Source organism: Mesorhizobium sp. M0983, from assembly GCF_040318975.1.
Lineage (GTDB): Bacteria > Pseudomonadota > Alphaproteobacteria > Rhizobiales > Rhizobiaceae > Mesorhizobium.
This window is the reverse complement of the sequence record NZ_JAMYNH010000010.1, coordinates 1-23,614: the sequence shown is the minus strand read 5'-3', so window position 1 is coordinate 23,614 and position 23,614 is coordinate 1. Positions and strand designations below refer to the sequence as shown.

At 62.6% G+C, this 23,614-nt stretch carries 25 protein-coding genes; 14 read left to right on the top strand and 11 right to left on the bottom strand.

Annotated features, from left to right (window positions below; translation table 11 throughout):
- Window positions 1-44: 44 nt before the first annotated feature.
- Window positions 45-572, bottom strand: coding sequence for a YciE/YciF ferroxidase family protein (locus NKH71_RS19100; protein WP_023720545.1), 528 nt, complete (start codon window positions 570-572; stop codon window positions 45-47).
- 169 nt (window positions 573-741) lie between these two features.
- On the bottom strand, window positions 742-1,473 hold the full coding sequence (locus NKH71_RS19095; protein WP_023720546.1) for a Crp/Fnr family transcriptional regulator: 732 nt from the start codon (window positions 1,471-1,473) through the stop codon (window positions 742-744).
- Between the two features lie 495 nt (window positions 1,474-1,968).
- Here NKH71_RS19095 and NKH71_RS19090 point away from each other — a divergent pair, with 495 nt between their 5' ends.
- Window positions 1,969-2,166 (top strand): hypothetical protein, encoded by a 198-nt coding sequence (locus NKH71_RS19090; protein ID WP_023720547.1) that lies wholly within the window; start codon window positions 1,969-1,971, stop codon window positions 2,164-2,166.
- A 148-nt stretch (window positions 2,167-2,314) separates the two neighbouring features.
- Here the strand turns inward: NKH71_RS19090 and NKH71_RS19085 are convergent, their stop codons facing one another.
- On the bottom strand, window positions 2,315-2,479 hold the full coding sequence (locus tag NKH71_RS19085; protein WP_023720548.1) for a DUF3309 family protein: 165 nt from the start codon (window positions 2,477-2,479) through the stop codon (window positions 2,315-2,317).
- 275 nt (window positions 2,480-2,754) lie between these two features.
- Here NKH71_RS19085 and NKH71_RS19080 point away from each other — a divergent pair, with 275 nt between their 5' ends.
- Window positions 2,755-3,066, top strand: a complete 312-nt coding sequence (locus NKH71_RS19080; protein WP_023720549.1) for a hypothetical protein — start codon at window positions 2,755-2,757, stop codon at window positions 3,064-3,066.
- A 77-nt stretch (window positions 3,067-3,143) separates the two neighbouring features.
- Here NKH71_RS19080 and NKH71_RS19075 read toward each other — a convergent pair whose 3' ends face one another.
- Window positions 3,144-3,374, bottom strand: coding sequence for a hypothetical protein (locus tag NKH71_RS19075; protein WP_156948137.1), 231 nt, complete (start codon window positions 3,372-3,374; stop codon window positions 3,144-3,146).
- A 281-nt stretch (window positions 3,375-3,655) separates the two neighbouring features.
- Between NKH71_RS19075 and NKH71_RS19070 the strand changes: the two genes are divergently transcribed.
- The 3 genes from NKH71_RS19070 to NKH71_RS19060 are packed head-to-tail and all read left to right on the top strand — an operon-like array spanning window position 3,656 to window position 4,654.
- Window positions 3,656-4,174, top strand: coding sequence for a DUF4142 domain-containing protein (locus NKH71_RS19070; RefSeq protein ID WP_245278645.1), 519 nt, complete (start codon window positions 3,656-3,658; stop codon window positions 4,172-4,174).
- 47 nt (window positions 4,175-4,221) lie between these two features.
- Entirely contained in the window at window positions 4,222-4,380 is a 159-nt protein-coding gene (locus tag NKH71_RS19065) for a hypothetical protein (RefSeq protein ID WP_352816788.1), read from the top strand.
- 31 nt (window positions 4,381-4,411) lie between these two features.
- On the top strand, window positions 4,412-4,654 hold the full coding sequence (locus NKH71_RS19060) for a hypothetical protein (RefSeq protein WP_023720552.1): 243 nt from the start codon (window positions 4,412-4,414) through the stop codon (window positions 4,652-4,654).
- Between the two features lie 100 nt (window positions 4,655-4,754).
- On the opposite strand, the gene NKH71_RS19055 is transcribed toward NKH71_RS19060, so the two are convergent.
- Entirely contained in the window at window positions 4,755-5,579 is an 825-nt protein-coding gene (locus NKH71_RS19055) for a DUF1236 domain-containing protein (protein ID WP_502896335.1), read from the bottom strand.
- Between the two features lie 96 nt (window positions 5,580-5,675).
- Here NKH71_RS19055 and NKH71_RS19050 point away from each other — a divergent pair, with 96 nt between their 5' ends.
- The 4 genes from NKH71_RS19050 (at window position 5,676) to NKH71_RS19035 (ending at window position 8,973) form a co-directional block, all read left to right on the top strand.
- Window positions 5,676-5,975: a DUF1236 domain-containing protein gene (locus NKH71_RS19050; protein ID WP_352481420.1), complete on the top strand. Its 300-nt coding sequence runs from the start codon at window positions 5,676-5,678 to the stop codon at window positions 5,973-5,975.
- 313 nt (window positions 5,976-6,288) lie between these two features.
- Window positions 6,289-7,137 (top strand): MetQ/NlpA family lipoprotein, encoded by an 849-nt coding sequence (locus NKH71_RS19045; RefSeq protein WP_352895271.1) that lies wholly within the window; start codon window positions 6,289-6,291, stop codon window positions 7,135-7,137.
- Between the two features lie 134 nt (window positions 7,138-7,271).
- A complete protein-coding gene (locus tag NKH71_RS19040; protein WP_352791481.1) occupies window positions 7,272-8,336 on the top strand; it encodes a methionine ABC transporter ATP-binding protein in 1,065 nt (354 codons plus the stop codon).
- On the top strand, window positions 8,317-8,973 hold the full coding sequence (locus NKH71_RS19035) for a methionine ABC transporter permease (RefSeq protein WP_023720558.1): 657 nt from the start codon (window positions 8,317-8,319) through the stop codon (window positions 8,971-8,973). Before NKH71_RS19040 ends, NKH71_RS19035 begins: the two co-directional genes overlap by 20 nt.
- A 32-nt stretch (window positions 8,974-9,005) precedes the next feature.
- On the opposite strand, the gene NKH71_RS19030 is transcribed toward NKH71_RS19035, so the two are convergent.
- Window positions 9,006-10,748, bottom strand: a complete 1,743-nt coding sequence (locus NKH71_RS19030) for a hydantoinase B/oxoprolinase family protein (protein WP_023720559.1) — start codon at window positions 10,746-10,748, stop codon at window positions 9,006-9,008.
- A 1-nt stretch (window position 10,749) separates the two neighbouring features.
- Window positions 10,750-12,834: a hydantoinase/oxoprolinase family protein gene (locus tag NKH71_RS19025; RefSeq protein WP_023720560.1), complete on the bottom strand. Its 2,085-nt coding sequence runs from the start codon at window positions 12,832-12,834 to the stop codon at window positions 10,750-10,752.
- A 217-nt stretch (window positions 12,835-13,051) separates the two neighbouring features.
- On the opposite strand from NKH71_RS19025, the gene NKH71_RS19020 reads away from it, so the two are divergent.
- From NKH71_RS19020 to NKH71_RS19000, 5 genes are all read left to right on the top strand, one after another.
- A complete protein-coding gene (locus NKH71_RS19020; RefSeq protein ID WP_352481417.1) occupies window positions 13,052-13,879 on the top strand; it encodes a ferredoxin--NADP reductase in 828 nt (275 codons plus the stop codon).
- A gap of 163 nt (window positions 13,880-14,042) precedes the next feature.
- Window positions 14,043-15,092, top strand: coding sequence for a deoxyribose-phosphate aldolase (gene deoC, locus NKH71_RS19015; protein ID WP_031194457.1), 1,050 nt, complete (start codon window positions 14,043-14,045; stop codon window positions 15,090-15,092).
- Between the two features lie 13 nt (window positions 15,093-15,105).
- A complete protein-coding gene (locus NKH71_RS19010; protein ID WP_352791477.1) occupies window positions 15,106-17,478 on the top strand; it encodes an aldehyde dehydrogenase family protein in 2,373 nt (790 codons plus the stop codon).
- A gap of 178 nt (window positions 17,479-17,656) precedes the next feature.
- On the top strand, window positions 17,657-18,388 hold the full coding sequence (locus NKH71_RS19005) for an SDR family oxidoreductase (RefSeq protein ID WP_352791479.1): 732 nt from the start codon (window positions 17,657-17,659) through the stop codon (window positions 18,386-18,388).
- Window positions 18,389-18,550: 162 nt separating this feature from the next.
- On the top strand, window positions 18,551-19,396 hold the full coding sequence (locus NKH71_RS19000) for a fumarylacetoacetate hydrolase family protein (protein ID WP_352495109.1): 846 nt from the start codon (window positions 18,551-18,553) through the stop codon (window positions 19,394-19,396).
- 165 nt (window positions 19,397-19,561) lie between these two features.
- On the opposite strand, the gene NKH71_RS18995 is transcribed toward NKH71_RS19000, so the two are convergent.
- The 4 genes from NKH71_RS18995 to NKH71_RS18980 are packed head-to-tail and all read right to left on the bottom strand — an operon-like array spanning window position 19,562 to window position 23,409.
- Window positions 19,562-20,560: an ABC transporter ATP-binding protein gene (locus NKH71_RS18995; RefSeq protein ID WP_352481413.1), complete on the bottom strand. Its 999-nt coding sequence runs from the start codon at window positions 20,558-20,560 to the stop codon at window positions 19,562-19,564.
- A gap of 15 nt (window positions 20,561-20,575) precedes the next feature.
- Window positions 20,576-21,637: a Gfo/Idh/MocA family protein gene (locus tag NKH71_RS18990; RefSeq protein WP_023718924.1), complete on the bottom strand. Its 1,062-nt coding sequence runs from the start codon at window positions 21,635-21,637 to the stop codon at window positions 20,576-20,578.
- Entirely contained in the window at window positions 21,634-22,473 is an 840-nt protein-coding gene (locus NKH71_RS18985; RefSeq protein ID WP_023718923.1) for a carbohydrate ABC transporter permease, read from the bottom strand. Before NKH71_RS18985 ends, NKH71_RS18990 begins: the two co-directional genes overlap by 4 nt.
- 12 nt (window positions 22,474-22,485) lie before the next feature.
- A complete protein-coding gene (locus NKH71_RS18980; RefSeq protein WP_023718922.1) occupies window positions 22,486-23,409 on the bottom strand; it encodes a carbohydrate ABC transporter permease in 924 nt (307 codons plus the stop codon).
- Between the last annotated feature and the right edge of the window lie 205 nt (window positions 23,410-23,614).

Genomic DNA, 23,614 nt, shown 5'->3' with positions numbered 1-23,614 from the left:
AGCCTCGGCAATCCATTGCCGAGGCTCGGGATGCAGTCTGAAAATCAAGCGGCTTCTTGCATTGCGCGTTCGTTGACACCGCTTTCGCCGAGCTTGGAAAGCGCTTCGTCGGTCGCGACCTCTTCCTTGAGTGTTGCCCTGAGCAGTTCGACAACGTCGCTCTTGCCGAGTTCTTCCGCCCATGCGATCAAAGTGCCGTAACGAGCGATCTCGTAATGCTCGACGGCCTGCGCCGCGCCGACAAGCCCGGCGTCGAGCGCAGGAGCACCGTTATACTCCTCGAGCACTTCCGAGCCCTCTTCGATGATGCCGTCAATCGCTGGACAGGTCTTGCCGCGGGCCGGCTTGCCGAATTTCTCGAACACCTCCTCCAGGCGATCGACATGTCCTTCGGTTTCCATGTGGTGTTTCTCGAAGGCGGCAGTCACTTCTTCCGACTCCGCGCCCTTGGCCATTTTGGGCAACGCTTTCAGTATCTTCTTCTCGGCGTAGTAGAGGTCTTTGAGCCCGTCGAGGAACAGGTCCTCGAGGCCCTTGCTTGCCGCCTTCGCGGCCTTTTTCGTAGTCGGCATGGTCGTCTCCCGGGAGTTGGTGGCAGCCTCGCAAAGTAGAGGCGTCCGATAACCCTCCGATGGGAAACAAGTTCCCTGACGGTTCAGGAGCTTTGAAAATTTTTCCGACGGCACTTGTGTCGTATCGCAAGGGGCCTCGACCTGCGGTAGCAACAGGCGAGAAAAGCACTCAGCGCTCGCCGGTATGTCCGACCAGGCGGATATATTCGGCCTCGGCCAGGCCGTAGCCGCCATCCGCTAGCGAAACGAGACCATCGCGGTCGCGGATAATGATTTCGCCGCGGCGGGACCGGATGAGCCCTCGGCCCTCAAGCAGCTGGAGCGCGACCGTGACGCCCGGACGTCTTACGCCGAGCATGATCGACAGGAATTCGTGGGTGATCGTCAGCCGGTCGCCGGCCACCCGATCGTCACACATGAGCAGCCAGCGCGCCAGCCGGTCTTCAAGCTTCGATCGCGCGTTGACCAGCGCGGTGTAGCCGGTCTGGATATGCAGACACTGCACGTAGCGCAACAAAAACAGCCGCAATGTCGGGCTTTGCGTCAGCGCTGCCTTGAATGGCTCGGCATCTATCCTGGCGGCTTCTCCCGCCAGTTGCACATAGCAATCATGGACCATGCGGTCGTCGCCCATCACCAAGGCCGAGCCGGTCATACCTTCCAAGCCAATGAGGCCAACTTCCGCATCGCTGCCATTCGGCATTTTCGCAACCACTGAACCAATGCCGTCCTCGACGAAATAGATGGCCTCGATCGGTGATCCGGATACTTCGAGCGATTGCCGCAACTCCAGCGAACAGCGCTCGATGTGCGGCTCGAGAAATGCAAAATCGCCGGCGCTCATCCGGCGCAACAGCTTGTTTTTGAATAGATTTTGATTGGAAATAGCTGGATCAGACATAGCTGGGCCCAAAACAGGGCAAGAGCTTTTTGATCTCCCAGCCGTCCGCGCCCGGTATAACCTGCTGACGATACGGCTTATATAAGCGCTGAAAGGTATGGAGCCTACTAAATAAATGAATTCGATGCACGGCAGTTTCTCCTGCCGCTTGCCTACGAAAACATCTGACTGAAAGTTAGAGTTGAAAACGTACCAAAGGTGCTTGGTACGAAATCGATAAATCAAAAATGTCGGGCGCGAAAGAGCCCGTCGCGAGGGATGCAACGGGCTCCATTCGGGCGTCGTGGGCTACGCCCAGTGATCCAAATGAGGGTGGCTTGGATCACTACAATAATGCAGGTGAAAGGCAGTCGTTCCCGATCTGTCCGCTCGGTAATTTCCGTACATTGAGTTTGGAGGCAAGCGGCGCTAATTGAATTTGAGTCATCCACACAGGCATGGCGAGTGGATGCTTGAAAGACGCTTCGCGCTTTCGCCCTTTTCAGGGAGGATGGCATGTCGATGCATGGTGCAGCAACTCCAGCCGAACTGAGCGTGCTGAGAAAAGCGCTCGACGACTGCTGCCGCGAGTTGGGTGTTGCGGACGACAGTCCGGTCCGCGAGCGGTTGGCCGCCCGTATCATGTCGCTGTTCAACGAGGGCGTGCTAAGCGCCGATCTAAAGGAAGCACTGGCCGCCGATCGCCAACACTAAAGCTGCTGCTATGGCGGGGTCCTCGGTGTCGAAGGGTCCGACGCCAGGTCGGCCTTTTTAGCCAGAGTCCTAGAGACTTTTCGTCTATTCACGACAAAACGCCCGCCGCTTATTACCCGGCGGCAGGCGTTTTGTCGTGAGCGTGACGCTAAATGCGCCCAAGCACGACCAAGATGATGACGATGAGCAGCACCAGGCCGAGGCCACCGCCACCGTAATAGCCGGTGCCGTAGAACGGTCCGCCGCCCAAGCCGCTGAAGCCGCCAAGCAAGGCAAGGACCAAGATGATGATGAGAATGGTTCCAAGGCCCATGATGTCTGCTCTCCTTGTTTGCGCTGCCGCCATTCGCATCAGCGCGTTCGCATTGTACAAAGGTATGAACTCGCAAGGAGCATTCCTGTTCCGGCGGGACAGCAAGGCGCACGCTCATGCAGCGAGGAAAACGCCGGGCTGTGCAATGGCGCGCCGGCCACCTTGAACACCTGAGAACATGCTGAATTCATAGGAAATTTGTCGGAACCTTCGCCCGCCCGAACGGTTGTTTTCGTAGTCGCAACGCGACGACCCTCGTGAAAAGGAGAAGCATCATGCTCACGAAAATTCTCGCAGCTTCGGCGCTTACGATCGGTCTGGCCACGTCAGCGATGGCCCAGAACGTCGGCGACCCCTCCGGAGCCGCTGCCGACGGCAGCGGGCGGACGGTCGTAGTCCCGGATAATGGCGGCCCTGACACCGGCACGGATTCGACCATCACCAACAGCATTCGCGATTTCTCAACGACGAATTCGAATGCCGACCGGAATTGCCCGCCGGGCCCGCAGGGGGCTCTGCCCGATGCGACCGGCAAGGCTCCGGGAACGATGGCGCCGACGGTGAACGATAACCACTGCGGCAAGTAAACGCCCTGTGATCATAGCCTGACGAGGCTGCGGAGCGTGCGCTCCGCAGCCTCGTCAGTTTGCCATGAATCAGCCGCCTAACGGCCGCGGTGGTCGAAGCTGACGGCGATCTCCCGACCGTCCAGCGCCCGAACGATGAAGCCAACCAGCTCCTCGTCGGTTTGCCGGCACCAAGGAAAGCGTCTGCGCAAATCGGCTATGACGACGGTGGTCGAGAGAATGTCGCCGGAATGGTAGTCGGCCATGATGGTGTGAACGGCAGCGTCGGTATCAATACCGATTCCTAGCGGCGACCTGATCTGCCCCACGGAAGCCTCCACCCATCTCTCCCAGCCAACGATAGCAAGACTGCGGCAAAGCGAAAGAGCTTGTACGATTCCGTACGATCTCGCGGCTTGCGTTGCACTTTGCGCGACGCGGCCGGCGTCCTTTGTTTTGCCTTTCCAAACCATTGTTTGGCGTCGCAGCGGCTCTGGCCGCCGCGACCAGGCAACCTCGCCGCAGCTTCCGCGTTGAGCCATCGGAGGGATGACATCAGCCTCGGAGAACTTCCATGAAAACACTTCTATCCATCACTGCGGCAGCGCTGATGGCCGGCGCGCCTTTGGCTGCTTTTGCCCAATCGGCGACGCTGACACCTCTGACGACCGACACCATGAGCAAGGTTGACACGGCGACGTTCGTGAAGACGGTGCCCATCGCCAATACATTTGAAATCGAGTCGAGCCGACTTGCACAGAAGCAGGCGACGGCCGACGATGTGAAGGCCTTCGCGGCGCAAATGGTCACGGACCACACCAAGGCCGGCGAGGACTTCAAGGCGGCGCTCAGCAAAGGTCAGACAACTTCGGCCACCACGCCGGCCGGCCCGCCGCTGGACACCAAGCACCAGGCGTTGCTCGACCAACTCAAGGAGGCCAGCGGGGACAGCTTCCAATCGAAATATATCGACATGCAGACCCAGGCGCATAAGGAAGCAGTGGCGCTGTTTTCCGCTTACTCAAATTCCGGCGACGATCCGGCGATGAAGGAGTTTGCCAAGAAGACGCTGCCGGTGCTGCAAATGCACGAACGTCACGTGAAGGATCTCGCTGCTGCGCATCAATGAGGGCGAAGACCGCCTGCGGTCTTGCCAACGGAAACGCCCCGGCATGAATGAAGCGGCTGTCGTCCGGCCCGGAACAAAGCACCGAGAGTGCCGTTATTCACCTGGCTTATTCCGGGGAGTATCCAATGGAAGGCGGCATTCGCGAGGCGCCAAGGGCATTAGCGCTGGGTTTCGGCGCCATCCTGGTCGCCGCTGTCACAGGCTGAAATCGCTTTCCGAACGGGACAGGCTGCCTTCATGCGCTACGGCGAGATATTTGCAAATGTTACGGCACTCATGTTGCTGGCCTTGATGATTGGCGGCGTCTTCGTCCTGTTTGGAGAGCCGCTGTGGCCGCGGCACTACGCGAGAATGGTGCTAGTTACGGATATCGAGGGCATGACCACCGCGTCAGTCCGAACAAGCTGCGTGCCCAGTCCATGCCTGCCCGACACCATCGATCACACCGTGCTCACTCCTCGCCCCGAGGACGGACCGTGATCTGCGATTTGCAGCAGACGCGGAGCGAGGAGATGCGGAAAGGGCCGCCACGCGACCTGCGCGACGGACCCTTTGGTTCAATCAAACCGTCTGGCCGCGACTAGGTCAGGATAATCACGATCTTGTAGGTATTCGGGTCGACGATGACGATCCGACCATCGGCGAGCACGAAATACTCATAGCCTTCGTAAGCCGGAACGATCTTGACGATGCGCGCCGGCAGACGATGCAGCCGGACCTTCTTCCGCGGAACCTCGATACCGACAGAGATGTCGAAATCGACGCTGGAAACGGGTTGGACGTTGGTCTCCTTGATGACCTGAGTGATCTGGGTTTTCTGTTCAACGGTCACATTGCTGATGGAAGCGGTCGAACTCTGGTCCTGCGTCTGCGTAGAAGCATTGCCCTGAGTCTGCTCGGTGGTCGTGGTCCCAGTCTTGCCCTGAGCCTGCTCCTCGGTCTTCATTTTCGTGTTGCCTTGGGCCTGCTCGGTAGTGGTGGTTCCGGTTTTGCCTTGGGCCTGTTCCTCGGTCTTCATCTTGGTGTTGCCCGTGGCCTGCTGGTCGGTCGTGGCGCCGGCCTTGCCTTGGGCTTGCTCGTCGGTCTTCAGCTTCGGTTTGCCCTGCGCCTGTTGATCAGTCGCAGCGCCGGCCTTGCCCTGAGCCTGCTCGTCCATCTTGGCGCCATTCTGGCAATTGGCAGCGCCGGCTGCGCAATTGGCGCCGGACTGGTCGTCGGTCGACTGCTGCGTCTGGGCAAGTGCAGCTCCGCAGCTGACGCTGATTGCTAGCAAGCTGGTGATCAGAACGCCTTTCATGAGAGATCTCCTTGGAAAATGCGTCCCTTCACCGCGTAAAACTGCGGCTAAAAAATTTTGTTCCAAACCAATGGAGCGAAACGGCAAGCGATCCGAGCGGCGGAACAAGCTCCACCTGATGACGTTACCCGCCTATAGCGACCCCGCTGCGAACAGCATGACGCGGCGCAGCGCAGAGGTGGCCCACCACGAAAGGAGACAATCATGAGCATGCATCTTTCGGCAGCCGCGGCTGGGTTCTTGCTGCTTGCGGGTATTGGCGCCGCTGCCGCTCAGGACGTGGTCATCGAACCGCAGCAGGAGACGATCGTACGCGAGTATGTGAAAAAGCAGCCTCTGGCGTCCGTCCAGCTTCCCGGCGTGGAGCTCAATGTCGGCTCGACCCTGCCCGATACCGTCGAGCTTCATGAGGTTCCCGACGTCAAATACCGCTATGTCGTCGTCGACAACCAGACCGTCCTGGTCGATCCGGGCACACGCAGGATCGTGAAGGTCATCCAGTGAGCAATGCGCGTCGTTTTTTGAAGGGACATGCGGCGCGTCCTGCATTGTCGACATCCCAAACTGGTGCCCGTGCCTGGGCATTCGGACGCAGAAAGGCCCGCCGTTCCGACGCACGGCGGGCCTCATAGCGGAGTCAGCGCGCTAGGCGGCAGCGTCCTGTGCTCGCTAGGCCAGAAACTTTGAGAGAATATTCCAGGCTCCTCATTTGGCGGGAAATACCGTTCTTTGATCTGGCGATCAGCATTTCCGATGATGCCCGCAAGGCTTCGCATTCCGCTTGGCCGCAATGATTTCAAAACCGATGGGATTGACCATGCCTGGGACTATCAACACTTTGCTTCCATTCTTCTCAGCAACTATAAACCGGCGCGCCGGTCTGGCTGTACTTTTCGCGTCGGCGGCTGCGATTGTCGGCCTTGCTGCGCCGTCGTTCGCCGAAGACAAGACGGCGGTCAAGGTCGGCATCATGAGCGGCGAGGACGAGGATGTGTGGCGGGTCGTGACCGCCCAGGCGGCGGAGAGGGGGCTGACGATCGAGACCGTGGTGTTCAACGACTACACCCAGCCGAATGAAGCACTCGAGCGTGGCGAAATCGACGCCAACGCCTTCCAGCACAAGCCCTATCTCGACAACCAGATCAAGACGCAGGGCTATCACATCGTCCCGGTCGGCTATACCGGGGTCTGGCCGATCGGCCTCTATTCCAAGAAGTACGCGAAGATTGGCGACTTGCCCGAAGGCGCCGTCGTCGGCGTGCCGAACGATCCGTCCAATGAAGGGCGCGCGCTGCGTGTCCTGCAGAGCGAAGGTCTGATCAAGCTCAGGGAAGGAACCGGCATTCTGGCTACGACGACCGACATTGCCGAAAACCCGAAGAAATTGGTCGTCAAGGAGCTCGACGCTGGCATTGTCGGGCGCTCGGTGGAAGATCTCGACGGGGCCGTGGTCAACACGGATTGGGCGCTTAAAAGCGGCCTCACACCGGAGAACCGCATCGCCCAGGAGGCGGTGGCCGACAATCCCTACCGCAACTTCATCGCGGTCAAGGCCGGCAATGAAAACCAGCCCTGGGTAAAGACATTGGTCGCCTCCTACCAGAACGAAAAGGTGAAGGCCGAATTCGACCGGGTCTACAAGGGAACCGGCATCAGCGCCTATTGATACCGAGCTCGACTTGGCGCTGAAGCCCGGCATGATAAAGCGGTCCGCGCTCCAACGCGGACCGCGATCGCGTTTTGCGGGACACCAATACAGGAACTTTCATGAACCAGCATTTCGCCCCGGTCACCGAAGTCATGCATCCCGTCGGCAGCCGTTCCGCGGGACCGCACGATGTCGTACGCCTCATCGAGCTGAAGCGCCGCTTCGGCGCAACAGCGGCGCTGGACGGCGTATCGCTCAGCGTGCGCCAGGGCGAGATCCTCGGCATCATCGGCCGGAGCGGCGCCGGCAAGTCGACGCTGATACGCTGCCTAAACGGCCTGGAGCGGCCGGATACAGGACAGGTCTTCATCGAAGGCCGCGACATCAGCCGGCTCGGCGAGTGCGAATTGCAGCCGCTGCGCCGGCGTATCGGCATGATTTTCCAGCATTTCAACCTGCTGTCCGCCAAGACGGTCGAAGACAATGTAGCGCTGCCGCTCAAGATCGAAGGCCGGCCCAGGGCCGAACGCCTGGCGCGCGCTGCCGAGCTGCTCGAGCTCGTCGGCCTGTCGGAGAAGGCGAAAGCCTATCCGGCGTCGCTGTCGGGCGGACAGAAACAGCGCGTCGGCATTGCCCGGGCGCTTGCGGCGCGCCCAGCGCTGCTGCTGTCGGACGAAGCGACCTCGGCGTTGGACCCGGAGACGACGCGCTCCATCCTTGCCTTGCTCAGAGACATCAACCGGCAGCTCGGCCTGACCATCCTGCTCATCACCCATGAGATGGAGGTGATCCGTTCGATCGCCGACCGGGTCGCGGTGATCGACGCCGGACGAATCGTCGAGCAAGGGCCGGTGTGGTCGGTGTTTGCCGATCCGAAGTCGGCGATCACACAAAGCCTGCTCGGCGGCATCAGGCCGCAATTGCCGGCGGAGATCGCAAGCCGGCTAACGCAGAACGCCGGCGTGGAGGCGATCCTCAGGATCGACGTGGCGGGTGAGGCCGCGCGAAGCCCGCTTTTGTCCGATCTTGCCTCGGCAGTTCCCGGCTCGTTCCGCCTCGTTCATGGAGGCATCGATCACGTCCAGCAGCAGCCTGTCGGGACGCTGTTCGTCGCGGTCGCCGGTAGCAATGAAGCTCACCTGGCACAGGTGATCGCGTTCTTGAAAGCCCGCAATGCGCGGGTGGAGGTGCTTGGCCATGTCGCCAATTCTGTTTGAACTCCTGCTTCGATCCATCTGGGAAACGATCCTGATGACGGCCGCCTCCGGCCTCATCTCGCTGGTTTTCGGGCTGCCGCTCGGCCTGGCGCTGGTCGCCACCGACCGCGGCGGCATCGCCGAAAACCTGTGGGTGAACCGTGCGCTCGGCGCGGTCATCAACGGTTTCCGCTCGGTGCCTTTCATCATCCTGCTGGTTGCGCTGATCCCGGTGACGCGGCTGATCGTCGGCACCTCGATCGGCACATGGGCCGCCATCGTGCCGCTGTCGATCGCGGCCACGCCCTACTATGCCCGGATCGCCGAAGTGTCGCTGCGCGAGGTCGACCACGGGCTGATCGAAGCGGCGCGCGCCATGGGCGGCAACCGCTGGACGATCATCCGCGAGGTGCTGGTGCCGGAAGCGCTGCCCGGCATCGTCGCCGGCTTCACGGTGACGCTGGTGACGCTTATCGGCGCCTCGGCCATGGCCGGCGCCATCGGCGCCGGCGGGCTGGGCGACCTCGCCATCCGATACGGTTACCAGCGCTTCGAAACGTCAGTCATGATCGCCGTGGTCATCGTCCTGATCGTCCTGGTCTGCGGCATCCAGTGGGCCGGCGACCGGCTGGTCGCGAGGCTGGATCATCGGAACTGAGCGTGGCACAGCGGAGATGCTGGCCAGCATCGTCAGCCGGCGCGCTTCTTTTCGGTCGCTGCCCGGTCAATCGCCAACCCGTTCGCCGACAGCGCGACGCCGAACTTTTCGCCGGCTTCTGCGGGTGTGTAATAGCCTAGGGCGATATCCCGAGCGACCAATTCCGGATCACGCTGCCAGGGATTGCCGTAGCCGCCGCCGCCCGGCGTGCCAACTCGCACGCGGTCGCCGGCCTTCAGCGCGATGTCCTGTTCCTTGGAGAGGTGCGGCGGCACATGGGCCTCACCGTCGCGGAACACGGTCACCGTGTTGACCGCGCCGTCCTTGCCGCCGAGCGCGCCTTGCGGGCCGAAACGGCCATGGTCCATGACGAAGGAGGCGCGGGCGTCGCCACGCAGGATCTCGACCTCATAGGCGAGGCCAAAACCGCCGCGATGCTTGCCGGCGCCACCCGAGCCTTCGCGCAAGGCATAGTGGCGATAGAGCACAGGGAAAGCCTGTTCCATGATCTCGACCGGCGGCGATTTGGAAATGCCGATGGTCGAGCAGCCATTGGTCAGGCCATCATGATCGGCATTGCCGCCATAGCCGCCGCCGGATATCTGGTACATGACGTAGTCGCGGCCACGGAGCGGATCGTTGCCGCCGAGCGCGAAATTGCCGCTGGAGCCGGCGGGAGCCGCAGTCACCCTGTCCGGCAGCGCCTGCACCATGGCCGCGAACACCGCCTCGGCGATGCGCTGCGAAACCTCGGCCGCGCAGCCCGATACCGGCCGCGGATATTTGGCATCGAGGAAGGTGCCTTCTGGCCGCTTGACGATGAGCGGCTCGAAGGCGCCGGCGCTGATCGGCACGTCGGGGAAAATGTGGCGCATGGCGAGGTAGACCGAGGACAAGGTCGTCGCCAGCACGCTGTTCATCGGCCCGGCGCAGGGTTTTGACGAGCCTGAGAAGTCGAAGCGGAGCGTGTCGCCTTTTTTCTCGACGGCAAGCGCAATGGTCAGCGGCTCGTTCACCACCCCATCGGAATCGACGAAGGCCTGCGACCGGTAGATGCCATCGGGAATTGCCGCGATGTTGGCACGCATCTGTTCAGCGGCCCGGCGGCGCAATTCGGCGATTGCTTCGACGACTGTTTCGTCTCCGTAACGATCCGAAATGCCGTTGAGCCGGTCCTGGCCGATCAGCAGTGCTGCCGCTTGCGCGCGGATGTCGCCGATGCGCTGGTCGGCAACCCTGATGTTCGAGCAGATGATGGCGTAGATCTCAGGGTCGAGCACGCCCTTCTTGAACAATTTCACCGGCGGCAGCCGCAAGCCTTCCTGCTCCACCGCAGTCGCCGAGGCGGAGAAGCCGCCCGGCACCGAACCGCCAATGTCGGGCCAATGGCCGGTGTTCGACAGCCAGCAGAATATCTTGCCGTCGCGATAGACCGGCATGGCGAAGCGCACATCCATCAGATGGGTGCCGCCGAGATAAGGATCGTTGACGATGTAGATATCGCCCGGCTCGGGCGGCAGGCAGCGTCCGTCGGCGATCATCTCGATCACCGTTTTGGTCGAATACTGCATGACGCCGACGAACACCGGCAGGCCTTGGCTGCCTTGCGCGATCAGCGAACCATCGACTGCCGAATAGATGCCGTCGGAGCGGTCATTGGCCTCGGCGATGACGGGCGAGAAAGCGGCGCGCGAAAACGTCAGGTCCATCTCGTCACAGACCTGCTGCAGCGCCGCCTGGAGGACCGAAAGGGTGATGGCGTCGAGCTTTTGCATCTCAGGCCTCACCAATGTCGATGATGATGTTGCCGTCGGCATCCGAGCGCGCCCGGTCGCCGGGCTCGAGTACGGTTGTGGCATCCATCTGTTCGAGGATCGCCGGGCCTTCGATGATGGCGTCAAGCGGCAACTTTTCCCTACTGTAGACCGGCGTGTCGTACCAGCGCCCGCCATACCAGACCGGCCGGATCTCGCGCCGCGCCTCTTCGAGCGTTTTGGCGCGGCCAGCCGGATCGATCAGCCGCGACAGATCGATCGCCGGCCGCACGCCGGTCACCGAGGTGTTGAGATTGACCAGATTGGCGCGGATTTCCGGCAGCTCGACCTTGAAGCGGGCGAAATAGGCCTTCTCGAACAGTTGCTGCAGGACCTCGCGCGTCACCGCAAACGACGGCAGCGGCACGTTAATAATATGCGTCTGGCCGACGAACTGCATGTCGGCGGAATGCGTGACGCGGATCGTCTCCGGCTTCACCGCTTCCTTGCTGATCAACTCTTCGCCTTCGTTTCGGTGCCGTTCCAATATAGCGTGGAGCTGGGCTTCATCGAGCCCCGCCACCGGCTGGTTGACCGTGTTGACGAAGTCATGGCGCAGATCGGCGACGACGCAGCCGAGCGCATTGGTAATGCCCGGCCGCGCCGGCACCAGCACCCGCGGCAGGCCGAGCTCGCGCGCCAGGGCGGTCGCATGCAGCGGCCCGGCGCCGCCGAAGGCGAACAGCGCGAAATCGCGCGGGTCGTGACCGCGCGACACTGAGACCATGCGGATGGCGCCGGCCATCTTCATGTTGCCCAGTCGCAGCACCGCTCCCGCCGCCTCGACGCCGGACAGGCCGGTTGGTCGGCCGATCCGGTCCTCGAATATGCCGGTGACATGCTCGACGGTGACTGGGTTCTCGACCGCCAGCAGCTTCTTCGGCGCCAGCCGGCCGAGCACCAGATTGGCGTCGGTGATGGTCGGCTCGACGCCGCCGCGTCCATAGCAGATCGGGCCGGGATTAGCACCGGCGCTTTCCGGGCCGATCTGGATCAGGCCGGCCGCGTCGACGCGGGCGATCGAGCCGCCGCCGGCGCCGACCGTGTGCACCGCCACCATCGGCACGTGGATCGGCATCGCATATTCGATCTCGATCTCGTTCGACACCGCCGGTTCGGCCTTGCGGATCAGCGCCACGTCGGTCGAGGTGCCGCCCATGTCGTAGGTGACCAGGTTTTCGAAGCCGGCGCGCTTGCCGGTATAGGCCGCGGCAATGACGCCGGAGGCGGGGCCGGACATAACGGTCTTGGCCGATTCACGTGTGACAAAGCGGGCCGATATCATGCCGCCATTGCCGTTCATGATCAGGAAGTCGCGGGCGTAGCCTTTTGACGCCAGCTCCTTGCGCAGCCGTTCGACGTAGCGTTCGAGGATCGGTTGCACCGAGGCGTTGACCGAAGCGGTAACGCCGCGCTCGAATTCGCGCGCTTCCGAAAGCAGCGCATGGCCTGTCGTGATGTAGCCGTTCGGCCAAAGCTCGGCGCCGATCTCGGCCGCGCGCCGCTCATGCGCCGGGTTGGCGTAGGAATGCAGGAAATGGATGACGAGCGATTCGCAGCCGGCTTCGATCAGTTGTGAAATCGCTGCCCGCATCTCGGCCTCGTCGAGCGGTATGCGCACCGCGCCCGACGCCTCGACCCGCTCCGACACTTCGAGCCGCAGATTGCGCGGAATGATCGGCACAAAGGTGCCTGTCATGCCATAGGCTTGCGGCCGTGTCCGCCGGCCAAGCTCGATGACGTCACGAAAGCCGCGCGTGGTGATCATGCCGGTTTTGGCCAGCCGGCGCTCCAGCACCGCGTTGGTTGTGGTCGTCGTGCCATGCACGATGAGGTCGATGCCGTCCACGGGAAAGCCGGTGGCACCAAGAGCTGCAACGACGCCGAAAGCCTGGTTGTCGACCGTGGTCGGGGTCTTGGCGATATGCACCCGGCCACCGTCGCGGCCGTCGATCAGAAGCAGGTCGGTAAAGGTGCCGCCGACATCGATACCGGCGACGACGCTGCCCGTCGAATCCAGAGCTTGCGCCGAAAAATTCTGTTCCATTGTCGAAACCCGAAATGCCCGAACTGCTTACATGCCTCAGTTTGGAAAGCTGTTTTACGGCGGCGTCTTGACGCAAATATCGTTTGTATACTAATAAATTCCGGACACAAGAGCTTACCGCTTCGGAGTGTGCAAGGGCACGCAGGAACCTGACCGGTTCGGGCGCGCAGGTGAAGATTTGGCGCGGGCGCTGAGCTGGCCCAGAAGGTTAGGTTTGATGAACACCACATCCGCGTTCAACACCGCCGGCGCGCGGCCGCTGCAGTTTCCGATACCGGCCAATGTCTATGCCGAAACCGTCGTCTCGGTGAAGCACTATACCGACCGGCTGTTTTCGTTCCGCATCACCCGGCCGCAGTCGCTGCGCTTCCGCTCCGGCGAGTTCGTCATGATCGGCCTGCCCAATGCCGAGAAGCCGGTGTTCCGCGCCTATTCGATCGCCAGCCCGTCCTGGGACGACGAGCTGGAATTCTTCTCGATCAAGGTGCCGGACGGCCCGCTTACCTCGGAGCTGCAGAAGATCCAGATCGGCGATACCGTCATCATGCGGCAGAAGTCGACCGGCACGCTGGTGGTCGACGCGCTGACGCCGGCCAAGCGCCTGTTCATGATCTCGACCGGCACCGGCATTGCGCCCTTCGCCAGCCTGCTGCGCGATCCCGACACCTATGAGAAGTTCGGTGAAGTCGTGCTGACCCACACCTGCCGCGACAATGCCGAGCTCATCTACGGCCAGGAACTGGTGGCCGCGCTGGAGAACGACCCGCTGATCGGCGAACTGACCGGCGGCCGCGTCACGCTCTATAATTCGACGACGCGTGAGACGTCCGAACGCATGGGCCGCATCACCGCGCTGATCGGCTCGGGCAAATTCTACACCGATCTCGGCATCGACAAGCTCAATCCCGAGACCGATCGCATCATGATCTGCGGCTCGATGCATATGCTGAAAGACGTGAAGGAACTGGCCGAAAGCCTCGACTTCCAGGAAGGCTCGCTGCATCATCCGGCAAGCTTCGTAGTCGAGCGCGCCTTCGTCGGCTGAGACGCGGCAGTTCAGCGTCCACTGCTTTGAGACCCTGATTTTGACCGGACGGTCAAAAATCGGCTGCCTTGACTGTCTTTTTCCGCTATGACCGCCTGAAGGACTCGTGAAGCGCTGCTTCACGGTCTATCTTCGGCATAAGTCGCTGAACAAGGGGCAGGAGATGAGCAGCACAATCCGCGAAACCGATCTCGGCACGTCCAAGATCACGCCGCTGCCGGCGCGCGCCGCCGCCAATGCGCCGATGCCGCAGGCCCATGCTATTGCTCGCAATCCCGGCATGAGGCTCGATCTTGGCTTCATGGAATCGATGCGCAGCGTCAACCGCTCGGCGCTGGAACGCCGCGTCGCCAGCCTGACCAAAAGACGCTCGATCAAGGCCGATAACCAGGCTGCCTGGCTGCTGCGCGCCGTCGCCTGCATGGACCTGACGACGCTGAACTCGAACGATACGGAAGAGCGCGTGCGCCGGCTCTGTGCCAAGGCGGTCAACCCGTTCCGCCGCGACATTGCCGAGGGGCTCGGCATTGCCGGTGAAAACATCCGTCCGGCGGCGGTCTGCGTCTATCATCCCTTCGTCGCCACTGCCGTCGAAGCACTGCGCGGCAGCGGCATCCGTGTCGCCGCCGTTTCCACGGCTTTCCCGCATGGCCTTGCCCCGCTTTCGACGCGTCTGCAGGAGATCGAAGCATCGGTCCGCGACGGCGCCGACGAGATCGACGTCGTCATCCCGCGCGGCTTGGTTTTTGGGGCGAAATGGCAGGAGCTCTATAACGAGATCGTCTCGATGCGGGCCGCCTGCGGCGAGGCGCATCTGAAGGTGATCCTCGGCACAGGCGACCTCGCCACGCTGCGCAATGTCATGCTCGCCTCGATGGTGGCGATGATGGCGGGTGCGGACTTCATCAAGACCTCGACCGGCAAGGAAAGCGTCAACGCGACACTGCCGGTTGGCCTTGCCATGGTGCGCGCCATCCGCGCCTATTTCGAGGAAACCGGCTATCTCATCGGCTTCAAGCCGGCCGGTGGCATTTCCACGGCAAAAGCCTCGCTCGATTGGCTGGTGCTGATGAAAGAAGAGCTGGGCCGGCCGTGGTTGGAGCCGGAGCTGTTCCGCTTCGGAGCATCGAGCCTTTTGACCGACATCGAGCGCCAGCTCGAGCATCACCTGACCGGCCACTACTCGGCCAATCATCGCCACGCAATGGCGTGATTCGGAGCGCTTCATGAACATTCTCGAACGCTATCACGCCATGGATTACGGCCCGGCGCCGGAGGCCCGCAACGAGGCCGATGCCTGGCTGACGACCCGTGATTTCTCGAAAGCCCTGTTCATCGGCGGCGACTGGAAAGCAGCTGCAAATGGAAAGACCTTCGACACCAGCGATCCCGCCTCCGGCAAATTGCTGGCCAAGGTCTCGGATGCCGGTGCTGCCGATATCGATGCGGCGGTTTCGGCCGCCACAAAAGCGCTGCCGAAATGGAGCGCCAGCACCGGTTATCAACGCGCCAAAGTGCTCTATGCCATCGGCCGCGCCATGCAGCGCCACCAACGGCTGTTCGCGGTGCTGGAATCGATCGACAACGGCAAGCCGATCCGCGAAAGCCGCGACATCGACGTGCCGCTGGCGATCCGTCATTTCATCCATCATGCCGGCTGGGCGCAGGCGCTGGACAGGGACTTTCCAGCCCATAAGGGCGTCGGCGTCGTCGGCCAGATCATCCCGTGGAACTTCCCGCTTTTGATGCTGGCCTGGAAGATCGCGCCGGCGCTCGCTGCGGGCTGCACCGTGGTGCTGAAGCCCGCGGAATTCACGCCGCTCACCGCCATCCTGTTTGCCGAGATCTGTGAACGCGCCGGCGTGCCGAAGGGCGTCGTCAACATCGTCCAGGGCGGGCCGGAAGCGGGTGGGGCAATCGTCAATCATCCCGGCATCCAGAAGATCGCCTTCACCGGTTCGTCCGAGGTCGGCAAGATCATCCGCAAGGCCACCGCCGGTTCGGGCAAGAAACTTTCGCTGGAGCTTGGCGGCAAGTCGGCCTTCGTCGTTTTCGAGGATGCCGATCTCGACAGCGCCGTCGAGGGTCTGGTCGACGGCATCTGGTTCAACCAGGGCCAGGTCTGCTGTGCCGGCTCGCGCCTTCTGGTGCAGGAAGGCATCGCCGACGCCTTCATCGCCAAGGTCAAGACGCGGATGAGCCGGCTGCGCGTCGGCAGCCCGCTCGACAAGAACACCGATATCGGCCCGCTGGTCGATTTGACCCAACTCGACCGCGTCAAGGGCCTGATTGCCGAAGGCGCCAAGCAGGGCGCGATATGCTGGCAGCCGGACTCGGCACTGCCCGCCTCGGGCTATTACCATCTGCCAACGCTGGCGACAGGTGTTTCGCCGGCTAACACTCTGGCCCAGGAAGAGGTGTTCGGGCCGGTGCTGGCGACCATGACCTTCCGCAATACCGAGGAAGCGGTCGAGCTCGCCAACAACACACGCTATGGCCTAGCCGCCTCGGTGTGGAGCGAGAACATCAATCTTGCGCTGCACGTCGCGCCGCAATTGAAGGCCGGCGTCGTCTGGGTCAACGGCACCAACATGTTCGACGCCGCCTGCGGCTTCGGCGGCTATCGCGAGAGCGGCTTCGGCCGCGAAGGCGGGCGCGAGGGCATGTTCGAGTACCTCTCGGCAAAACTGCCGCTCGGCCCGATCATCAAACCGGCTGTGGCCACTGCCCAGCCCATCGAGCGCCCGGAAGGCGATGCCATCGACCGCACGGCAAAGCTGTTCATCGGCGGTAAGCAGGTCCGGCCGGACGGCAATTATTCCCTTGCCGTCGCCAGCGCCAAGGGCAAGCTCGCCGGCGAGGTCGGTCTCGGCAACCGCAAGGATATCCGCGACGCCGTCGCGGCCGCGCGCGCCTGCAAGGCCTGGCCGGAAGCGACCGCCTACAATCGCAGCCAGGTGCTTTACTATCTGGCCGAAAACCTGTCCGGCCGCGCCGACGAGTTTGCCGCCCGTCTGACCCAGCTCACCGGCGCGACGGCCAAGGCGGCGAGTGAAGAGGTCGAGCTATCGATCGAGCGGCTGTTCCTCTATGCCGGGCTTGCGGACAAGTTCGAGGGCCGCGTCCACCAGCCGCCGGCCCGTGCCGTCACATTGGCGCTGCACGAACCGGTCGGCGTCGTCGGCATCGTCGCGTCGGACAACGCACCTTTGCTCGGCCTGATCTCGCTGGTTGCGCCGGCGCTCGCCATGGGCAACACCGTGGTCGCCGTGCCGTCCGAACGATACCCGCTGCTTGCCACCGACCTTTACCAGGTCATCGAATATTCCGATGTCCCGGCGGGCGCCATCAATATCGTTACGGGCCGTAGCGCCGAGCTGGCCGGCGTGCTGGCCAAGCACGACGATGTCGACGGGCTCTGGATGTTCGCCGATGCCGAGACCTGTGCCAAGGCGGAGGCCGAGTCCATCGGCAATCTCAAGCGTGTCTGGACCGGCAACGGCCACAGCCTCGACTGGGCGTCGAGCGAAGCAGCCGGCGATGCCTTGCTGCGCCGTGCGATCGAAGTCAAGAACGTCTGGGTGCCCTACGGCGACTGAGTGTCCCGGAGGGACGTCCGGGCTTGACGGGCCAAAAGATGTTCTTTACCGAGAAAAAACATTTGGCCGGCAGGGCGAATATCGAAACAGGCGGGATGGTAGCGCCCTTCTGGCACATTGCGCCCCGGCCTTGTGCCGGTAAAAAGCCGAACGACCACAGACAGGCGAGGAGAAAAGCATGGCGGATCTGACAGGCAAGGTCGTTGTCGTCACGGCGGCGGCGCAAGGCATCGGCCGGGCAAGTGCGCTGGCTTTCGCCAAGGCCGGCGCTGTCGTCCATGCCACCGACATCAACGAAGTGGTACTCGCCGACCTCGGCAAGACCCCCGGTATCAAGACCCGCAAGCTGGATGTGCTAAACGACGAGGCGGTGAACGCCGCTTTTGCCGAGATCGGCGTCGTCGACGTGCTGTTCAACTGCGCCGGCTTCGTCCATTCCGGCTCGATCCTCGAGATGAAGGACGGCGATCTCGACTTTGCCTATGATCTCAATGTCCGCTCGATGATCCGCACCATCCGCGCCGTGCTGCCCGGCATGCTGGAGCGCGGCGACGGCTCGATCATCAACATGGCGTCGCTGGCCAGCTCGACCAAGGGCGTGCCCAACCGTTTCGTCTACGGCCTGACCAAGGCGGCCGTTATCGGCCTGACCAAATCGGTTGCCGCCGACTATGTCGGCAAGGGCATACGCTGCAATGCGATCTGCCCGGGCACGGTCGAAAGCCCGTCGCTGCACGACCGCATGCACGCGCAGGGCGACTACGAAGCAGCCCGCGCCGCCTTCATCGCCCGTCAGCCGATGGGCCGGCTCGGCACGCCCGAGGAAATCGCCGACCTCGCCGTCTATCTCGCCGGTGCCACCTATACGTCGGGGCAGGCCTATAATATCGACGGTGGCTGGTCGATCTAGGAGTCTGAAAATCCAATTCTGCCGGGCGCCTGGCGCGGCGTCCGCGCTTGCCTAGGCTCACGTACTTTAAGTACGCTCCGCTCCGGTTCTCGAAACCCACGCCATTCGCCGCAGCGGAGCGAGTTTGCAAACGGCCTCTGGTCGCAACTGGGAGAAAACTGCATGAAACTGCTGCGCTATGGCGAGGCGGGGAGCGAACGCCCTGGCCTCCTTGATGCGGATGGAACGATCCGCGACCTCTCCGCCCATGTCACCGACATTGCCGGCAGGGCGATCGACCCGGCATCGCTCGAGTCATTGTCGAAGCTCGATCCGAAATCGCTGCCGGCAGTTTCCGGCAAACCGCGCATCGGCGCCTGCGTCGCCGGCACCGGCAAATTCATCTGCATAGGCCTCAACTATTCCGACCATGCCGCAGAAACCGGCGCAACCGTGCCGCCGGAGCCGATCATCTTCATGAAGGCAAGCTCGGCCATTGTCGGGCCGAACGACGACGTGCTGATCCCGCGCGGCTCGGTGAAGACCGATTGGGAAGTCGAGCTCGGCGTGATCATCGGCAAGACCGCAAAATATGTCACCGAAGCCGAGGCGCTGGACTATGTCGCCGGCTACTGCGTCGCACATGACGTCTCTGAACGCGCCTTCCAGGCCGAGCGGCAGGGCCAGTGGACCAAGGGCAAGTCCTGCGACACATTCGGGCCGATCGGCCCGTGGCTGGTGACCAAGGACGAGGTCAAGGACCCGCAGAACATTCCGATGTGGCTGACGGTCAACGGCAAGACGATGCAGAACGGCTCGACCAAGACCATGGTCTTCGGCGTCGCTTATCTCGTGTCTTATCTCAGCCAGTTCATGTCGCTGCATCCGGGCGACATCATCTCGACCGGGACGCCGCCCGGCGTCGGCCTCGGCATGAAGCCGCCGGTGTTCCTGAAGCCCGGCGATGTGGTTGAGCTCGGTATCGAAGGGCTGGGTATCCAGAAGCAGACGTTCAGGGCGGATGCGTAGAAACCTTCCCTTCTCCCCTTGTGGGAGAAGGTGGATCGGCGCGCAGCGCCGAGACGGTTGAGGGGTGTTGGAAGGAACTCCAACGCCTCATTCCGTCTAGCACCTCTCATCTGACCGAGCTTCGCTCGGCCACCTTCTCCCGCAAGGGGAGAAGGAAGAGGGGCGCTACTTCATCACCTTGCCATCCGCTCCAAACCGATAGGTCTTTACCGGATCCGGCGTCGCATAGAGCGTGGTGCCGGGTTCGGCATTGTAGACGCCAAAAATGCGCACGGTGATCAAGCCGGCCTTCTCGCAGTCGAGATAGAGGTTGGTGTCGGCGCCAAGATGTTCGGCATGCACGACCGTGCCTTTCCACGCGCCGGATTTGGGATCGACGGTCAAATGTTCGGGCCGGACGCCGATGGTCTTTGCCGTTTCGCCAAGCCTGGCGCCGTCGACGAAATTCATCTTCGGTGAGCCGATGAAGCCGGCGACGAATTCGTTAGCCGGCGAATTGTAGAGCTCCATCGGGCCGCCGATCTGCTCGATCTTTCCCGCGTTGAGGACCACAATCTTGTCGGCCAGCGTCATCGCCTCGACCTGGTCGTGGGTGACATAGATCATCGTCGCCTTCAGCCGGCGGTGCAGCTGCGCGATCTCCAGCCTGGTGTTGACGCGCAGTGCGGCATCGAGGTTGGACAGCGGCTCGTCGAACAGAAAAAGCTTGGGTTCGCGCACCACGGCGCGGCCGATGGCGACGCGTTGACGCTGGCCGCCGGACAATTCGGCCGGGCGCCTTTCGAGGTAGGGCTCCAGCGACAGCATCGACGAGGCGATGCCGATGCGGCGGTCGATCTCGGCCGCCGGCGTGCCCGCCTGCTTGAGGCCGAGGCCCATATTGTTCTTCACCGTCAGATGCGGGTAGAGCGCGTAGGTCTGGAACACCATGGCGATGCCGCGCTTGGCCGGCGGCGTTGCGGAAACGTCCGCCCCGTCGATCACCACGCGGCCCGAGGTCGAGTCCTCCAGCCCGGCAATGACCCTGAGCAGCGTCGACTTTCCGCAGCCGGAGGGGCCGACGAAGACGACGAACTCGCCATCCGTCACCTCGAGGTTGATGCCCTTCAGCACCTCGACCGGCCCAAAGGCCTTTTTCACGTTCTCGATGTTCAGCGAGCCCACGGCTTAGTCCCTGTTCTAGAGTTTCACGGCGAGGCCGCTGCGCACGCTCTCGTCGGCGGCAAGGCAGACGGCGAGCGACTTCACCGCGTCGTCCATGTGGCGGCCAAGATCGAGATCCTCGCGGATCGCCTTCAGCACAAACGCCTGTTCGAGGTCGCAGAGGTCCTGATGGCCGGGCTCGCCTTCCATCGACAGCATCTCGTCCGGCTTGGCGAACTTGCCATCCGCGCCGGTTGCAGCACTGTGCAGGCGGATGGTCGAGGTCTTGGTGTGGGTGTCGATGTCGTCGGACCTGACGCCCTCCTTCATGACGATCGACACGCAGCCGTTGGGCGAGATCACGTCTTTGACGAAGAAAGCCGTCTCCGAAATCATCGGCCCCCAGCCGGCCTCGTACCAGCCGACCGAACCGTCGTCGAACAGCACCTGCAGGTGGCCGTAATTGTACATCGTGGGCGCAATCTCGTCGCTCAGCCGCAGCCCCATACCGCGCACCTCGACCGGCCTGGCGTCGGTGATCTGCAGCATCACGTCGAGATAATGCACGCCGCAGTCGACGATCGGCGACGTCGTTTGCATCAGCTGCTTGTGCGTCTCCCAGCTGTGTCCGGAGGATTGCTGGTTGAGATTCATGCGGAATACGTAAGGGCCGCCGAGCTTCCGCGCCTCGGCGATCAGCCTGATCCAGGACGGGTGGTGGCGCAGGATGTAGCCGATCACCAGTTTCTTGCCGTTGGCCTTGGCCGCGGCTACGACGCGTTCTGCGTCCGCGACCGTCGTTGCCAGCGGCTTTTCGACAAAGACGTGGCAGCCAGCCTCGAATGCCTTGACCGCATAATCGGCATGGCTGTCGGAATAGGTGGCGATGCAGGCGACGTCAGGCCGTTCGTCACGCAGCGCCTCGTCGAATGAACGCCGGATGCCATAGCTCGAAAGCCCTTCCGGCAGCGGCACATCCGAGCGGTTGACCAGTGCGGTAATCTGGAAGCCCGGGTTGGTGTGATAGGCCAGCGCATGGCTGCGCCCCATATTGCCGAGCCCGGCGACGACGACGCGAAGGGGTGTTTGCGAACTCACTTGACCGCTCCCGAAGTGATGCCGCGGATCAGCTGCCGCGAGAAGATGACGTAGAGGATCAGCACCGGCATGATCGCCAGCGACAGTGCGGCCAGAATGGCGTTCCAGTTGGTGACAAACTGGCCGAGGAACAGCTGCGCGCCGAGCGTCACCGTCTTGGTCTCCTCCGACGGCGCCAGGATCAGCGGGAACCACAGGTCGTTCCAGATCGGGATCATGGTGAAGACCGCGACCGTCGCCATCGATGGCCGCACAAGCGGCAGCACCAGCCGGAAGAAGATGGTGTATTCGGACAGGCCGTCGATCCTGCCGGCATTCTTCAGATCGTCGGAGACTTGCTTCATGAATTCCGACAGGATGAAGACGGCGAGCGGCAGGCCTTGCGCCGTGTAGACCAGGATCAGCGCCGTCAGCGTGTTGACCAGCCCGCTCGCCACCATCAGCTGCAGGATGGCGACGGTGCCGAGGCGGATCGGGATCATGATGCCGAGCGCCAGGTAAAGCCCCATCAGCGAATTGCCGCGGAAGCGGTATTCCGACAGCGCGAAAGCCGCCATGGCGCCGAACAGAAGCACGAAGAACAGCGAGGCGACGGTGACGACAAGGCTATTCTGGAAATAGTGGATGAAGTCGCCCTGGCCGATCACCGTGGTGTAGCCGATCAAGTCGAAGGTCCCTGGCGTCGGCGGCGTCAGCGGCGCGCCGAAGATACCGGCACGTGATTTGAACGAATTCATGATCACGAGGATCACCGGAAACAGCGCGATCGCGGTGTAGGTCAGAAGGATCGCATGCGCGCCGATGGTGCGGGGCAGCGAACGGGTTGCGGTGCTCATGGTCACGCTCCCCTAAAACTGGTAGCGACGCAAGCGCGTCTGCACGAGGAATAGGTAGACGCAGACGCCGCCGAGGATGATCAGGAACATCATCGTGGCGATCGCCGCGCCCATATTGGGGTCGCCGACCTGCAGCTGGAAACCGAAGAAGGCGCGGTAGAGGAAGGTGCCGAGGATATCGGTCGAATAGTTCGGCCCGGCCAAGGCGCCTTGCGCCGTGTAGATCAGGTCGAAAGCGTTGAAATTGCCGACAAAGGTCAGGATCGAGATAATGCCGATCGACGGCAGGATGAGCGGCAGCTTGATCTTCCAGAATTGCGCCATGCCGGTGATGCCGTCGCATTCGGCGGCCTCGATCACCTCTTCGGGGATGGACAGCAGTGCCGCATAGATCAGCATCATCGGGATGCCGACGAACTGCCACACTGAGATCAGGCTGAGCGCGGTCAGTGCATATTGCGCCTTGCCGAGCCAGGGCGTGAACAGGCTTTTCAGGCCGACAAGGTCCATCATATGCGGCGCCACGCCCCATAGCGGCGACAGTATCAGCTTCCAGGCGAAGCCGACGATGACGAAGGACAGGATCGTCGGCACGAAGATTGCCGTGCGGTAGAAGGCGGAAAACCGCAATCGGGGGCTGGACAGAAGTGCTGCCAAAAGGACGCCGATCGGGTTCTGCACCAGCATGTGGATGATGAAGAACCAGACATTGTTCCGCAGCGCGTTCCAGAAATTGACCGACCAGTTGGGATCACCGAACAGCATGCGGAAATTTTCCAGTCCGACGAACACCTGCGACTGGTTGATGTTGCGGAACAGCGACAGCTGCAGCGTGCCGGCCAGCGGCAAGATCATGATCGCCGTGTAGACCAGCAACGCCGGTGCCAGGAAAACGCCGATATGCCAGCGGAACGGTCTTTTCGGTGCTGCGGCCATGCGTTCGGTCCCCGCCGATCAGGTCTTGCTATTGCCGTCAAAAGCCACGGCGCCTCCCTCCCCCTCGAGGGGAGGGTGCCTCGCGAAGCGAGGCGGGTGGGGTGGGGCCCGGGCGCGCGCCCGCGGGGGTGGGCCCGGGGTTGCCGCCCCCCTCAACCAGGCCCCGGCCGGGGCCCCCCCCCACAGTGGCCGGTTTGGGCAAAAA